The 14,460-nt window shown below is 37.8% G+C and carries 16 protein-coding genes; 4 read left to right on the top strand and 12 right to left on the bottom strand.

The genetic code is table 11. From position 1 onward, the window contains the following. Positions 1–6: 6 nt before the first annotated feature. The 3 genes from pyc to AC4D4A_RS11330 all read right to left on the bottom strand — a co-directional run bounded on the left by pyc (position 7) and on the right by AC4D4A_RS11330 (position 5,140). Positions 7–3,444, bottom strand: a complete 3,438-nt coding sequence (gene pyc, locus AC4D4A_RS11320; RefSeq protein WP_490995992.1) for a pyruvate carboxylase — start codon at positions 3,442–3,444, stop codon at positions 7–9. A gap of 99 nt (positions 3,445–3,543) precedes the next feature. Then, on the bottom strand, positions 3,544–4,731 hold the full coding sequence (locus AC4D4A_RS11325) for an FtsW/RodA/SpoVE family cell cycle protein (RefSeq protein ID WP_490995993.1): 1,188 nt from the start codon (positions 4,729–4,731) through the stop codon (positions 3,544–3,546). A gap of 112 nt (positions 4,732–4,843) precedes the next feature. Further along, entirely contained in the window at positions 4,844–5,140 is a 297-nt protein-coding gene (locus tag AC4D4A_RS11330; RefSeq protein WP_373925453.1) for an Fpa/YlaN family protein, read from the bottom strand. Positions 5,141–5,315: 175 nt separating this feature from the next. On the opposite strand from AC4D4A_RS11330, the gene AC4D4A_RS11335 reads away from it, so the two are divergent. Beyond that, entirely contained in the window at positions 5,316–5,819 is a 504-nt protein-coding gene (locus tag AC4D4A_RS11335; RefSeq protein ID WP_490995994.1) for a peptidyl-prolyl cis-trans isomerase, read from the top strand. Between the two features lie 137 nt (positions 5,820–5,956). On the opposite strand, the gene AC4D4A_RS11340 is transcribed toward AC4D4A_RS11335, so the two are convergent. Next, positions 5,957–7,285 carry a PhoH family protein gene (locus AC4D4A_RS11340; RefSeq protein WP_490995995.1) on the bottom strand — a complete coding sequence of 443 codons (1,329 nt, stop codon included), beginning with the start codon at positions 7,283–7,285 and terminating at the stop codon, positions 5,957–5,959. A 361-nt stretch (positions 7,286–7,646) separates the two neighbouring features. Here AC4D4A_RS11340 and AC4D4A_RS11345 point away from each other — a divergent pair, with 361 nt between their 5' ends. Beyond that, a complete protein-coding gene (locus AC4D4A_RS11345) occupies positions 7,647–7,847 on the top strand; it encodes a YlaI family protein (RefSeq protein WP_490995996.1) in 201 nt (66 codons plus the stop codon). A gap of 88 nt (positions 7,848–7,935) precedes the next feature. Here AC4D4A_RS11345 and AC4D4A_RS11350 read toward each other — a convergent pair whose 3' ends face one another. The 3 genes from AC4D4A_RS11350 to typA are packed head-to-tail and all read right to left on the bottom strand — an operon-like array spanning position 7,936 to position 10,425. After that, complete coding sequence (locus tag AC4D4A_RS11350) at positions 7,936–8,223, bottom strand: hypothetical protein (RefSeq protein ID WP_490995997.1); 288 nt, start codon at positions 8,221–8,223, stop codon at positions 7,936–7,938. An 11-nt stretch (positions 8,224–8,234) separates the two neighbouring features. Beyond that, positions 8,235–8,555, bottom strand: a complete 321-nt coding sequence (locus AC4D4A_RS11355) for a YlaH-like family protein (protein ID WP_490995998.1) — start codon at positions 8,553–8,555, stop codon at positions 8,235–8,237. 31 nt (positions 8,556–8,586) lie between these two features. Further along, a complete protein-coding gene (typA, locus tag AC4D4A_RS11360) occupies positions 8,587–10,425 on the bottom strand; it encodes a translational GTPase TypA (RefSeq protein ID WP_066100821.1) in 1,839 nt (612 codons plus the stop codon). Positions 10,426–10,544: 119 nt separating this feature from the next. Here typA and AC4D4A_RS11365 point away from each other — a divergent pair, with 119 nt between their 5' ends. Continuing rightward, entirely contained in the window at positions 10,545–10,721 is a 177-nt protein-coding gene (locus tag AC4D4A_RS11365; protein ID WP_490995999.1) for a DUF5325 family protein, read from the top strand. A gap of 92 nt (positions 10,722–10,813) precedes the next feature. On the opposite strand, the gene AC4D4A_RS11370 is transcribed toward AC4D4A_RS11365, so the two are convergent. Continuing rightward, positions 10,814–11,605, bottom strand: a complete 792-nt coding sequence (locus tag AC4D4A_RS11370) for an inositol monophosphatase family protein (RefSeq protein ID WP_490996000.1) — start codon at positions 11,603–11,605, stop codon at positions 10,814–10,816. 153 nt (positions 11,606–11,758) lie between these two features. Continuing rightward, positions 11,759–11,956, bottom strand: coding sequence for a YkzI domain-containing protein (locus AC4D4A_RS11375; protein WP_490996001.1), 198 nt, complete (start codon positions 11,954–11,956; stop codon positions 11,759–11,761). Positions 11,957–12,136: 180 nt separating this feature from the next. Here AC4D4A_RS11375 and AC4D4A_RS11380 point away from each other — a divergent pair, with 180 nt between their 5' ends. Next, the gene (locus AC4D4A_RS11380; protein WP_490996002.1) at positions 12,137–12,754 is read left to right on the top strand and encodes a DUF1054 domain-containing protein; all 618 of its coding nucleotides are present in this window, start codon (positions 12,137–12,139) and stop codon (positions 12,752–12,754) included. A 56-nt stretch (positions 12,755–12,810) separates the two neighbouring features. On the opposite strand, the gene AC4D4A_RS11385 is transcribed toward AC4D4A_RS11380, so the two are convergent. The 3 genes from AC4D4A_RS11385 to AC4D4A_RS11395 form a co-directional block, all read right to left on the bottom strand. Further along, a complete protein-coding gene (locus AC4D4A_RS11385; RefSeq protein WP_490996003.1) occupies positions 12,811–13,086 on the bottom strand; it encodes a UPF0223 family protein in 276 nt (91 codons plus the stop codon). 12 nt (positions 13,087–13,098) lie between these two features. Beyond that, positions 13,099–14,064 carry an NAD(P)H-dependent flavin oxidoreductase gene (locus tag AC4D4A_RS11390; protein WP_490996004.1) on the bottom strand — a complete coding sequence of 322 codons (966 nt, stop codon included), beginning with the start codon at positions 14,062–14,064 and terminating at the stop codon, positions 13,099–13,101. 263 nt (positions 14,065–14,327) lie between these two features. Next, positions 14,328–14,441 (bottom strand): GapA-binding peptide SR1P, encoded by a 114-nt coding sequence (locus tag AC4D4A_RS11395; protein ID WP_490996005.1) that lies wholly within the window; start codon positions 14,439–14,441, stop codon positions 14,328–14,330. Positions 14,442–14,460 lie beyond the last annotated feature (19 nt).

A 14,460-nucleotide genomic window follows, 5' to 3' on the forward strand; every position in this document is an offset into this window, starting at 1 on the left:
TTAGTTTTATTTATCAAGCACAATCAACAAATCGCCCGTCTGTATGGCGTCTCCATCATTAACATAAATCTCTTTGATAACTCCGTCAAATGGTGCCTGAACGGTTGTTTCCATTTTCATTGCCTCCGTTATGATTAAATGGTCTCCTTTTTTGACTTTTTGTCCATGAGACACTAATACCTTCATCACGGTTCCAGGCATTGTTGCACCAATATGGTATGGATTGGAAACGTCCTGCTTTGGTTTCGACTGAATAAGGGTTTTAACACTTTCGTCCTTAACTACCACTTCTCGAGCCTGTCCATTTAGTTCAAAATAAACCATTCTTGTGCCATCTATACGTGGCTCACTAATTGAAATTAGCTTTATAATTAAGGTTTTTCCCTTTTCAATTTCCACTTCTATTTCCTCTCCGATGGAAAGTCCATAGTGGAACGTTGGTGTATTTAACTTTGTTATATTGCCATACTCACTATTCGAGTACACATAATCAAGGAAGACTTTTGGATAAAGTGCATAAGCGAGTGCATCAAACATCGTAACTGGACGTTTGATTTTCTCAAACAACTCTTCCTTTATTTTCTCAAAATCCACGTCCTCAAGCAATTCACCTGGGCGAACTGTAATAGGAGATCTATTTTTCAGGATCACCTTTTGAAGTTCTTTAGGGAAACCACCATATGGCTGACCCAAATATCCGCTGAACAATTCAATAACTGAATCAGGGAAATCGATTAAATGGCCTTTCTCCAACACACTGCTTTCTGTCAAATCATTTTGTACCATAAATAAAGCCATATCGCCTACTACCTTGGACGAAGGAGTTACTTTGATAATATCACCAAACATCATACTAACTCGATGGTACATATCTTTAACTTCATCCCAGCGTTCACCTAAACCAACTGCTTTCGCTTGCTGCTGAAGGTTGGAGTATTGACCACCTGGCATTTCGTGTACATAGATTTCTGTATGGGGAGACTTCATGCCACTTTCAAAGTCAGCATAGTAACTTCTGACCCCTTCCCAATACTCTGATAACTCTTCAACTGGCTTAATATCGATTTGCGGCTGTCTCTCATGACCCTCTAATGCATAATAAAGAGAATTCAAGCTTGGTTGTGAGGTAAGTCCAGCCATTGATCCAAGAGCCGTATCAACGATATCCACACCGGCATCAATCGCTCGTGCATACTGATAGATTCCATTCCCGCTCGTATCATGTGTATGAAGATGGATCGGTATGTCAACTGCATCTTTCAACTCTGAAATCAGTCGATAGGCTGCTTCCGGCTTCAATAAGCCTGCCATATCTTTAATAGCTAATAGATGTGCTCCCTGTGCCTCTAGCTCTTTAGCAAGATTTCTATAGTATTGTACATCATATTTTTGCCTGCTTAGATCGAGTATATCACCTGTATAGCAAATCGTTGCCTCGGCAATTTTTCCTGATTGGCGAACATAGTCAATTGTCTTCTCCATTCCCTTAACCCAGTTAAGGCTATCAAAAATACGGAATACATCTATTCCCGCACAGGCAGATTTTCCAACAAATTCCCGGATAACATTATCAGGATAATTCTTATAGCCAACTGCATTAGATGAGCGCAGGAGCATCTGGAATAATACATTAGGGATTTCCTGTCTAAGCAATAATAATCTTTCCCATGGATCTTCCTTTAAGAACCGGTAGGCTACATCAAATGTTGCCCCGCCCCACATTTCAAGTGAAAACAGATTCGGCATAAGCTTTGAGGTTGGTGCAGCAATCTCTTGTAAATCCTTCGTTCTGACTCTGGTAGCTAAAAGTGATTGGTGTGCATCCCTGAATGTAGTATCTGTAATCAACACATTTTTTTGCTCTTTAACCCATTTAGCCAGTCCCTCAGGTCCCAATTGATCCAATAATTGCTTGGTTCCTGTCTTAGGCACTAGAAAATCATGAATTTGGGGAACTTTTGGTTTTTCGAAAACTGGTTTCTCCTTAACACCTATGCCCGGGAACCCATTGACAGTCACATTAGCGATATAATTCAGCATTTTGGTTCCACGGTCTTTCCGGTTAGAGAAAACAAAAAGCTCAGGTGTTGTATCGATGAATGATGTATCGTATTCTCCTGCAATAAATTTTTTATGCTTTACCACATTTTCAAGGAAAGGAATATTTGTTTTAATTCCTCTGACACGGAATTCTCTTAAATTACGCAGCATTTTTATAGCTGCCTGATCGAATCTGGTAGCATGAGTGGATACTTTAACAAGCAAGGAATCATAATACGGTGTAATAACCGATCCATGAAAAGCATTACCAGCATCCAGACGAACACCAAATCCTCCGCTAGAGCGATAAACTGCAATTCGGCCTGTATCCGGCATAAAATTATTTAAGGGATCTTCCGTCGTCACCCTTGCCTGAATGGCATATCCATTAATATGTATATGATCTTGTTCAGGTATATTTAAAGAAGCACCGTGTAAACTGTGTCCCTCAGCTATGTTAATTTGAGATTGAACAATATCAATACCCGTAATCATCTCGGTGATTGTATGTTCAACCTGGACACGAGGGTTTACCTCGATAAAGAAAAATTCGTCTCCAGAAACAAGGAATTCTACCGTACCTGCATTTACATACTCTACATTCTTCATTAACTGAACGGCAGCGTCACATATCCTTTCTCGTAAGGAATCTGTAAGTGACACACAGGGTGCTACCTCGACTACTTTTTGGTGACGGCGTTGCACAGAGCAGTCCCTTTCATACAAATGAACAATATTTCCGTTTTGATCACCCAGTATTTGAACTTCAATATGCTTGGGGTTCTCAATAAATTTTTCTACGTAAACTTCATCATTGCCAAAAGCCGCTTTTGCCTCTGATTTTGCTCGATTATAGGCTTCTTCTACTTCCTCTGGATCACGAACAATGCGCATTCCCCTGCCGCCGCCTCCAAGTGAAGCTTTAATAATAATCGGGTAACCATTAATTTCTCCAAACTTCGTAACTTCCTCCAAACCAGAAACCGGTCCTTCACTTCCTGGAATAATGGGGATACCTGCTATTTTCGCTTGCTCTTTTGCCTTAACTTTATCTCCAAACATATCGAGATGAGTTGTTTTTGGACCAATAAAAATAAGTCCCTCTTCTTCACATCGTTTTGCAAATTCGATATTTTCAGAGAGGAAACCGTATCCAGGATGTATAGCATCTACATCACTCATCTTAGCAATCTCAATAATTCCTTCAATATCAAGATAGGCATCAATCGGCTTTTTGCCAGTACCAACTAAATAGGCTTCATCTGCTTTATATCGATGATAGGATTTATAATCCTCTTTTGAATAAATAGCAACAGTTTTAATATCCAATTCACTACAAGCACGAAAAATACGGATGGCAATTTCTCCGCGGTTGGCAGCCAATACTTTTCTTATTTTTCTCATCCTGAGCACCTCACAGCTTCCCGAAAATTATGACAATATAGTAATTTGTTGTAAAAATAATGAGTAAGAAGATTATTCTTACTCATTATTTTTAGCAGCTTATCCCTGGAATGTCTCCCCTTTTTCAACTGGTTCCTTTTTGTAGGCTGCATCATATCTCGTCATCATAGAGACATTGACGAGTAATCCGACAGATATCAAAAGAATAATTAAGGAAGAACCACCATAACTGATAAATGGTAAAGTAACCCCAGTAATCGGTATTAAACCAGCTACTCCTCCTAAATTAACCATAGCCTGAATTCCAATCATACTGGAAATACCTACTGCTAGCATACTCCCAAATGGATCATTCGATTTTATCGCGGTATGAATCCCTTTTAATACAATCGTAGCCAAGCATATAATAACAAATCCTACCCCAATAAGTCCTAACTCTTCAGAAATAACAGACATTATAAAGTCAGTGTGCGGTTCAGGCAGATACCCATATTTCTGCGTGCTTTGTCCAAATCCCACACCGGTAATGCCGCCATTGCCGATTGCCACATAAGAATTGACCAACTGATATCCTTCATATTTCTCACTGGAAAACGGGTCTAAAAATCCAACGAAACGTTCAAGCCTTTTTGGAGTAAAAATCTTGTCTTTAAAAAGGAAAATGATCGGTGTCGCAACAAGAATAGCTCCGAACAAAATCGATAGCAGTTTACCTAAACTCTTAAAATTCATACCAGAGCATAAGATAATCGTACAAGAACTCATAAAAAGAATGAATGCCGTCCCGATATCCGGCTGCAAAACAATCAATAAACAGATAACTAACAAGAATAATAGTGGTGGTACGACACCCTTATTAAAGACATTGATATATTTTTGTTTATTCGAATAGACTGCTGATAAGTATATAATCATACCTAACTTAATAAACTCTGATGGCTGCAAACTCCCTAGCGCTCCAAGCTTAAACCAGCTCTCTGCATTTCCGGCGGTGTGGCCAATAAAATTTAAAGCAACGAGAGAGATAATCGAGCCTAGTACGATGATCACCAAAAACTTTTTATTTTTAAAAACCGGATAAGGTATAGCAGCTACAACGAAAAACAGGATAAACCCGATGATTAGATGCCTAAATTGTTTTATGTAGAAAAAATCGCTCGGAAGTCCAAATCTTGACACAGCCGTAACCATACTGGCGCTATAGACCATTACAAGACCAAAGATACTTATAGCGATAATGACAGCGATGAGAGTAAAATCATACGATTTTAAAATACGTTTTATCATATAGGTCTCCTTGAATAAATTTCATTTTTAAAAATATGCTTGTTTAAAAATTATATAAAGAAAAACAAAAAAACTCAAACAACATCGGCATCGTTTGAGTTTCGACTGCTACTTATTTTCTTAAGGAAGCATCATGAAGAGCAGAAAGTTCTTGTTCAAGGAATCCCAATAGCTCTTTACCGTCTTTCTCTTCTATTAATCCCAATCGAACGGCAAAGTCAATTTCTCTGGAGAGACCAAACATTTGGGTATCTAAAACTTCTTCATATAACGGACACTGAGGCATAGTCAAATTGTCCATTTGCACCTTTATTAGTTTAAATATTTTATCAGCGTCAGCCTTTAACAATGCGTAGGCCTTTTCTTGATGATTGACAAGGATATCAGATGTCAATGTGCAACCCCCCATTATGGCCCAATGAACCAATCTATTATAAAATTCTACCCTTAAAATCGTAAAATTGCAAGAAAAGGTAATGTCAAGGAGTTTAGTTTTTTCTAAAAAAAGATAACCTTCCTGCAGCGAATTACTGTACATACTCATTCAGCAGCTATAAGATTAAAATTGGAAAGGAGAGTCAATTATGAAAGATATTCTACAAATAAAAGGGAATGTAAAATTCCCGATTTATCTCGACCCTGGCACTTGGATTTTTGATGACAGGAAATTCGATCTTGATGCTTGGCATCCAGAAAACAATCAGGAAGAAAATCTAGAACACGAGACTTATTTAAAACAGGTATCATCTCAATGGGATAAAGAAATCATTGAAGGGGCATCCCCACCGCCAAATAAACCTGTAATAAAAACGAAGAAACAGCAGCTTACTGAAAACAGTTTCGGGATTGTATTAAAGCCTTTTTTCTTGAACACTGAACCTGACAGTACTTCTGCCACTATTATTGTACATACGGAAAATTCTGATTTAGCATTCTCTTTTGAGGAAGCGCTTCAACTCGTCGCTGGCTTTTCTATTAAAGGGCGACCAATCAAATCGGATGAGGGTGGACCTATTCATATTTACCACGGAGATGGCTCCAACCGGCAAGCACCCATAAAAAACGTAACAGGTTTTACAATTCAATAAAGAGTTCAGGAGCCGTATATACACCTATATGGCCCCTGATAGCTACGATCTACTAAACACAAACACTTTAAATGATTTGGAGCAGAAAGTATCCAACACATTCCCGTTAGGATAATTAAGATAGAAGAAAAACTCACTCATAATAAATCTGCCGCTAATTGAGCTAATCCGGAACGTTCTCCCTTCACTAAATTCACATGACCTGCGATGGCTTCATTCTTAAATTTTTCCAAAACATATGTCAATCCGTTGTTCCATTCATCCAAATAAGGATGATCGATCTGAGCAGGATCTCCCAGTAAAATAATCTTACTGCGCTCACCCACACGTGTCAGTATGGTTTTCACTTCATGTTTAGTAAGATTCTGAGCTTCATCCATGATAATAAAGCTATCCGGTAAGCTGCGCCCTCTTATATATGTTAAGGCCTCCACCTCTATTGAATTAATACCAGCCAAAATAGAGTCCAATTCACCTGGCTTTTTTGTGTTAAATAAAAATTCGAGATTGTCATAGATTGGCTGCATCCACGGACGTAGTTTTTCTTCTTTTTCACCAGGCAAGAAACCCAAATCTTTCCCCATGGGTACAATTGGCCTTGCAACAAGCAATTTATTATACTCTCCCAGATCCTCCGTTTGAAGCAGACCTGACGCCAGTGCTAAGAGCGTTTTCCCTGTACCTGCTTTCCCAGTTAATGTGACTAACTGGATATCACTTCTTAATAATAATTCAATTGCCATATGCTGCTGCACATTTCGTGGCTTTATACCCCATACATGCTCCTGATTATATCGAAGCTTTTTTATCCTTTTTTCATGTCCGCTAATAATTCCTAAAGCAGAAAGTGATGTGATTTCTGTACATTTCATAATGACGAATTGATTTAAATATATTCCCTCTGCTATGTCTGCAGGAATTGGTATCTCTCCCTTGGAATAGAATTCATTTATCTCAGCTCGGGATACAAATATCTCGATAAAGCCAGCGTACATCTGATCCTCATTGATAACTCGGTCACTCAAAAAGTCCTCTGCTAAAAGTCCAAGTACATCAGCCTTTACCCGCATTAGAATATCTTTACTTACTAATATTACGCTCCGCCCATGTTCTTTCGCCTGTTCTTCCAGCGATAGATTTTTTGCAATCGCCAATATACGATTGTCATTTGTTTTTTCAGCAAAGTATTCTGCGACATTGTGGGGGGAGCGATGATTCATCTCTATTTTCAACATCCCACCATTCGATAAAGGAATTTTATGATGAAGCTTACCTTTTGTGCGCAGCTGATCAATCAGCCTTGAAACATAGCGAGCGTTTTTCCCTACTTCGTCCAAGTTCCGTTTTTTTGAATCAAGTTCCTCCAATACTACTGCTGGGATGATGACCTCATTATCCTGGAATGAAAAAATCGACATTGGATCCTGCAATAATACATTTGTATCTAGAACATAAATTTTTCTCAAAATATATCCTCCTGTGTCATAATTTCATTTACTATCCAGAGCTTTGCAATACCCTGATTCGAGTTATTGCAAATACATTATCTAATAAGCACGAATCGTATTTTTTCAATTTTAATCAATAATAGCCGGATAGAATTTTGTTTTAATGGATGGACAAATCTGATGCTCAAATATATGTATTTACATACAAAAATAGAAGAAAATAACCCATTTCCTTTGAATTGTTTTATTCTTTTCAGTTTTATGAAATTTTAATCATTCATCTTATCCGTTTCACATACCATGACCATTCCATAACCATGTATGAAGAATTCTTATATGGTATAATGACTATACATGCAATAGATTGGGGTGTCCTTTAATGCGAGTTAAATGTGTGATCTGTGATAAAATCGAATCAATTAATGATGAAACACTAATGGCTAAACGACTTAGAAATCGTCCAATTCATACATATATGTGTCAGGAATGCAATAAACGTATAGAAGAACGAACAATTGCACGAAAAAGCACTGGGAATTTCAGATTATATCGAGCGGCTAAAGAAGAGGATACATGGTAAAAGCATTGACCTGAAAAAAATGGGCTGTTTACATGTAATCTAAAAAAAAAAACAGAGAAGAATGAGATTACTCATCTTCTCTGTTTTTTTATGATGGATAATTACGGTAATGATCCGGATTCTGGAGGATTTGATTAAGCATAACCTCAATCATATCCTCCGGAAACCTGAATTCATTTATGGCCCCCTCATTTTTATAGGAGACTATATACCAACCGTCACTTTTTTTATAGCGATAGTCTGATATTCCAAACTTTTCCTGCAAGGTATGTTCGAACCAGAGGACTGTTTCATTTGCTGCGGTATCTTCAGGTCGATGATCAATGACAACTTTTATCGTTAACCAATTATAGATCGCATCCTGAACAGAGTTCATTTGCACACCCCTTATTCCGCATTTACCTCGTTTTTCATTTCCTTACGGAGTCTATATTTATAAATCCCCAGAAAAGCAGTAGCCACTAACAGAACTTCTGCCACGGGCAAAAATAGTGCCAAAAACGTCAAAAAGCTACATCCAAAGGCCATAATGGCATAGACTACTATACTTTTCCCAAGACTTAATTTTCTGGCAAACCCCAGTTTATATACTATTCCGCAAAGTATTACAATCGTCAAATAGAGAGCCCACACCCCTATTTGTGAATATTGTGGGTCTCCTATTCGAAACAAGTCTGCAAAGAACGGCAGGTTATTTGTAATATCCACTTAAAACGCTCCCTCTCCCCAAAGGTAAAAGTTATTCAGCGAATTTCTTTTTCTTAGCTGCTTTTTCACGTTCGTTTTTATCCAAAATCTTTTTACGTAAACGAATGGATTCTGGTGTTACTTCACAGTATTCATCATCATTTAAATATTCCAATGCCTCTTCAAGTGACATGATTCTCGGCTTTTTCATCGTAACTGTATTATCTTTTGTAGCGGAACGAACGTTTGTTTGTTGTTTAGCACGAACAATATTGACAGTTAAGTCATTTTCACGATTATGTTCCCCAACAATCATACCTTCATAAATTTCAGTACCTGGCTCTACGAAAATAACGCCGCGGTCTTCAATTTGAATGATACCGTATTGAGTAGCTTTACCTGTCTCGATGGATACAAGAACACCTTGTCTTCTTCCGCCAACCTGACCTGCCTGCATAGGCTGATAGGAATCAAATGTATGGTTCAAAATACCATACCCACGTGTTAATGTTAAGAATTCAGTTGTATACCCGATTAATCCACGGGAAGGAACATTAAATACTAGACGTACTTGTCCGCTTCCGTTATTGACCATATCAAGCATTTCGCCTTTTCTTTCACCTAATGATTCCATGATTGCACCTGTATATTCCTCAGGAATGTCAACTTGAACGCGTTCCACAGGTTCACATTTAACACCATCAATAACACGGATGATTACTTCAGGCTTAGACACTTGAAGTTCATATCCTTCACGGCGCATATTTTCGATAAGAATGGATAAATGTAATTCTCCGCGTCCGGAAACAATCCAGGCATCCGGAGAATCAGTAGGATCCACACGTAAACTTACATCTGTTTGGAGCTGGCTCATTAAACGCTCTTCGATTTTACGTGATGTTACCCATTTACCTTCTCTTCCTGCAAATGGACTGTTGTTTACTACAAATGTCATTTGTAATGTAGGCTCGTCTATACGCAGAACTGGAAGCGGCTCCTGAACATCAACTGGGCAAACTGTTTCCCCTACGTTAATGTCTTCCATACCGCTGACAGCAATCAAATCGCCCGGTAATGCTTCTTCTACTTCCACACGCTTTAATCCCTGGAAGCCGAATATTTTAGTTACGCGGAAATTTTTCGCGGTTCCATCAAGTTTCATTAAAGATACTTGTTGTCCAACTTTCATTGTGCCACGGAAAACACGGCCAATTCCAATTCTTCCTAAATAATCACTATAATCCAGCAAAGCAACCTGGAATTGCAGAGGTTCTTCACGATTGTCTACAGGTGATGGAATATTTTCTACGATTGATTCAAATAAACACTCCATATTTTCTTCCTGATCAGCCACATCAGGGCTTAAAGAAGCGGTACCGTTAATCGCTGAAGCGTAAACAACCGGGAATTCCAATTGTTCTTCAGTAGCACCCAATTCAATAAACAAATCAATTACTTCATCAATTACTTCCTCAGGACGAGCAAAGTCACGGTCAATTTTGTTAACAACAACGATTGGCGTAAGTTTTTGTTCTAATGCTTTTTTCAGTACAAAACGGGTTTGCGGCATACAACCTTCATACGCATCAACGATTAAAAGAACACCGTCTACCATTTTCATGATACGTTCTACTTCTCCGCCGAAGTCTGCGTGTCCAGGTGTATCCAATATGTTAATACGTGTATCCTTATAGTTAACGGCAGTATTTTTCGCTAAAATTGTAATACCGCGCTCTCTTTCAAGATCATTGGAATCCATTGCTCTTTCAGCAACTTGTTCATTAGAACGGAATGTACCTGCTTGTTTTAACAATTGATCGACCAAAGTAGTTTTACCATGGTCAACGTGAGCGATAATCGCTATATTTTTGACGTCATTTCTGTATTGCAAACTATTTCAACTCCCAGATTTTATGCTTATCGAAACCAACCTTGTCATTATAACATACTGAAACTAGAAAGCTGCATTCGTATTGTGTACAATGAATATGAAGATTGGGGTGATTACATATGAATATTAAATTTATATTTATGCTGCTAGCAGTTCTCGCAGTAACAAGTTTATGCGGAATTGCTATATCCATCGCTGAAGGAAGTGCGGTGGCCATTGCCCTATGCCTGTTAGCTTTTATCGGCATTATGGGTAGCGGCTTTACACTAAAAAAGCGTTGGCGAGAAAAACTTTAGACTATTCTTTTAACTAAACAATTTTACCGCAATATCCTAATTTAAGCAATAAAAAAGCATCAGATACTGATGCTTTTTCTCTTTTATAGCCATTAGGATGATAAATACTGCTCGAGAATCACTCCATGTAAAGCTGGCGAAGCCACCAGGAATGAGCTCTTCCTAAGATAATGGATCGGGTTGCCTTGCAAATCTGTCACTTTTCCACCCAGTTCTTCAATAATCACGGCTCCACCCGCAAAATCCCATGGCGCCAATCTCATGGATATATAAGCGTTCATTCGTCCAGTAGCAACATAGGCAATTTCAATGGCTGCAGATCCATAGGACCTGGTCCCTCTAATATCTTTGACAAGTCTTCCCGTCAAATTCTTATCAATTTTTTTATTGTCCGTCAGCCAAATTGGATTTAAGCCTACAATAGATTCAGGAAGTGGAACTTCCTTTATCTTAGGAATCTCCTTATCATTGAGAAAAGCTCCTTTTCCCTTTATACTGTGATACAGTTCATCATGGACTACATCATATATTAGCCCAATCTTTCCAATACCATTTTCTATTATACCTATTGATATCGCAAAATTTCTTTGCTGGTGCACAAAATTCATTGTTCCGTCTATAGGATCTATAATCCAAACGACTCCATCCAATGACTGTAAATCATGGCCAGAGCCTTCTTCACCGAGAATTTGATGAGTAGGAAAGTGTTCAGATATTCTTTCTTTGAAGAATTGCTCTATTTCCATATCCATATTAGTGACTAAATCATTTACATTTGATTTTGTGTTAATATCTAAAATCGATTCAAATGAGTTAATAATCTTTACCCCTGCTTCTTTAATCCATTGAACCGCCATATCATGAATGTTGGACCAATCTGCCATTTTTCCCACCTCAATTAAAATCTTTTCATTAGTATGTATATTAATTCCAGTTTAATTCTAAGACAATCAAATAACAAGAAAAGACGAACATCATGAACGAGAACATGCAGTTCGTCTTAATCAATCAAAAAAAACATATAATAATATCCATTATTAAAGTGCTTTTAAGCGTAAAAGTTCTTTTCTTATTCTTTCTAGTTTTTGCTTAGAACGATTTTTTTGTTTTTCATCATCCTGTTGAATAGCTTCATATAAGGTAGCCAATTCATAATCCAGTTCCATCCGGAGAACTGCTTTTCTATGTTTCTCGACTTCTTGTGCTTTCAATTTGTGATTAACTACCTGTTTCATAAAAATCCTCTCCTTGCATTTATTTTAAGAAAATTCAGAAATTTAATTGTACTTTGTACTATAGTATGTTATTTCGGGATTATTGCAACCAAAATAGACAAGGGCCTAGTTACATATGCATAATATTATTTGGCCCCTCCATTCTTATGCTAAAATAAGATAGAATAGGAGGTAATAAATATGGTTATAAAAGGTTTCACAAATGAAGACTTTAATGTATTTACAATAGATGGTCTCGACCAACGAATGGATGCAATCAAAACCTTAATCCGTCCCAAATTTGAAACATTAAGTCAGATTTTCACAGAAGAATTATCTGTTTTAACACAAGATCCAATGTATCCCCATATTGCAAAGCATGCTCGTCGTACGATTAACCCGCCGAATGATACATGGATATCTTTTTCATCCAATCCACGCGGTTACAAAATGCAGCCACATTTTCAAATTGGTCTGTGGGAAACCCATTTATTTATTTGGTATGCAGTTATTTATGAAGCCAAAGATAAAGCGCAAAAGGGACAACGATTGGCTAGCCAAACTGAAACGATAAAAAATCTTATCCCATCTGATTACGTGTGGTCTATTGATCACATGAAGCCTGAAGTTATTCCCCACAGTACATTATCAAACGAAGACTTAAACGGTATGTTTAATCGTTTACAAACAGTCAAGAAAGCTGAATTATTATGCGGCTATCAAATTCCACGCGAGGAAGCTGTTCAGCTTTCCGGTGATCAATTAGTTGAAATTATTCATGATGTATTTGTACATTTAATACCCCTGTACAATGTCTAATAAACTCGAAAAAAACATCACCCCCTTTAGCACTATGCTAAAGGGGATAATGTTCTTTATCGGCTTATTTTTATAAATCCTTCATTAGCACTGTTTTTTGCTCGCTTAATTACTTGATAGGAAGAGTAGCCACTCACTTCTTCAAACTCATTGCACAGTTTCTTTTCCTCAGACTTAGAAGGAACAATTCGTTTAAATTCATTGTAAAGATTCATTAACTGTTCCCTTTCTATCCCGTTCTCATAAGCTTTCTCGATTCCTTGAAAAAAAGATATGACCTTTACGATCTCATCAGTGGACCATTCATAATCAATCGGATATTGATAATCCATATGTATCACCTCTTATGTTGTAATTGCTTTCCAGCGTTCTCTTATAACTTCTGCTTCCGCTAGCATTCTACTGAACAATTGCTCTACTGTTGGCTCATCCTTAATTATACCAACAACTTGTCCAGCCCAACCAAAACCAGCTTCTGAATCTCCATTATATATAAATGCTTTGTTTCTTTCACCACTAATATAATCTTTTAAATCCTCATATGTACAATTATTATTCTCCATTCCAAGGATAATATCCGTATACGGATTATGAATGGCTCGTCCTGGAGCACCCAAGCTCTTTTTAATCACTACTGTGTCCTTTTCAGAGCTATCTATGATTGCTTGCTTATAAGCGGCATGAGCATGTATACATTCTTTCGTAGTAATAAATCTTGTCCCCATTTCTATACCTTCAGCACCCAGGGCCAGCGCTGCCATTAAACCTCTTCCATCACCGATTCCTCCAGCAGCAATAACAGGGATGGAAACATGATCGACTGTCTGAGGTACCAGAACCATTGTACTCAACTCATCTCTTCCTATATGGCCTCCACCTTCATGACCAACCACCATAACTGCGTCTGCTCCAAGTTCTTCAGCTTTCATAGCATGCCTTACCCCTGCAGTCAATACGAGTGTTTTTACTCCAGTACCCTTAAACATCTCTAAAAATTCCTTCGGGTTTCCCCCTGTAACAGAAACAACTTTAACTCCTTTGGAAAGTACCACTTGAACAAATTCTTTATAGGATTTTCCGTGGTTACCAATTGCAAAATTAACTCCAAACGGAGAAGAAGTCATAGAACGGACCTTATCAATTTCATTAGCTAAATCCTCAGGACTGCTCAATGACATAGCTGTAATTTGGCCAAGTCCACCTGCTTTTGAAACGGCTGCTGCCAAGTCAGCATAGGCTAGATATGCCAGACCCCCTTGAATTATTGGCAGCTCTATGCCGAGCAATTCTGTTACACGTGTTTTCCACATAAAACACCCTCCTTTGTCGTTATGATTGCTCTCACACAACTGCATTATTTGATTCGCTTCTTAATTAGGAAGTGATGCCAATCATTTGTGTATCATTAATTTATCATATAAAGAATAGATAAAGAATACACCGTGTTCATGCGAGTAAATTTAAAAAAGACAACCCCTGTTAATTGAAGGTTGTCATCGCTAATGTTTACTTTTTATAGTTTTCAAGATTAAATGATTATAGTTTTTGAAATGAACCGGTTTTGGTCTAGTGACTATTCTTGATCACAACTGTGGCAATCAGTGCATGTTGCATACAATACTGTTACTTTTTCATCTTCAAAATGATCGATTGTATTGTTGCATCCTGTACATACGATTGTACCCATTCATTTCATCTCCTTTTTT

This window comes from Pradoshia sp. Z5_111 (genome assembly GCF_058267535.1).

What these genes read in the sequence shown, in the direction of transcription:
- AC4D4A_RS11385 (WP_490996003.1), bottom strand. Translation starts at nt 13,086, where the DNA reads ATGGATTATCAATATCCGATTGATTATGAATGGTCCACTGATGAGATC.
- pyc (WP_490995992.1), bottom strand. Translation starts at nt 3,444, where the DNA reads ATGAGAAAAATAAGAAAAGTATTGGCTGCCAACCGCGGAGAAATTGCC.
- AC4D4A_RS11395 (WP_490996005.1), bottom strand. Translation starts at nt 14,441, where the DNA reads ATGGGTACAATCGTATGTACAGGATGCAACAATACAATCGATCATTTT.
- AC4D4A_RS11345 (WP_490995996.1), top strand. Translation starts at nt 7,647, where the DNA reads ATGCGAGTTAAATGTGTGATCTGTGATAAAATCGAATCAATTAATGAT.
- AC4D4A_RS11380 (WP_490996002.1), top strand. Translation starts at nt 12,137, where the DNA reads ATGGTTATAAAAGGTTTCACAAATGAAGACTTTAATGTATTTACAATA.
- AC4D4A_RS11365 (WP_490995999.1), top strand. Translation starts at nt 10,545, where the DNA reads ATGAATATTAAATTTATATTTATGCTGCTAGCAGTTCTCGCAGTAACA.
- AC4D4A_RS11375 (WP_490996001.1), bottom strand. Translation starts at nt 11,956, where the DNA reads ATGAAACAGGTAGTTAATCACAAATTGAAAGCACAAGAAGTCGAGAAA.
- AC4D4A_RS11390 (WP_490996004.1), bottom strand. Translation starts at nt 14,064, where the DNA reads ATGTGGAAAACACGTGTAACAGAATTGCTCGGCATAGAGCTGCCAATA.
- AC4D4A_RS11330 (WP_373925453.1), bottom strand. Translation starts at nt 5,140, where the DNA reads ATGGGGGGTTGCACATTGACATCTGATATCCTTGTCAATCATCAAGAA.
- AC4D4A_RS11335 (WP_490995994.1), top strand. Translation starts at nt 5,316, where the DNA reads ATGAAAGATATTCTACAAATAAAAGGGAATGTAAAATTCCCGATTTAT.
- AC4D4A_RS11350 (WP_490995997.1), bottom strand. Translation starts at nt 8,223, where the DNA reads ATGAACTCTGTTCAGGATGCGATCTATAATTGGTTAACGATAAAAGTT.
- AC4D4A_RS11370 (WP_490996000.1), bottom strand. Translation starts at nt 11,605, where the DNA reads ATGGCAGATTGGTCCAACATTCATGATATGGCGGTTCAATGGATTAAA.
- AC4D4A_RS11325 (WP_490995993.1), bottom strand. Translation starts at nt 4,731, where the DNA reads ATGATAAAACGTATTTTAAAATCGTATGATTTTACTCTCATCGCTGTC.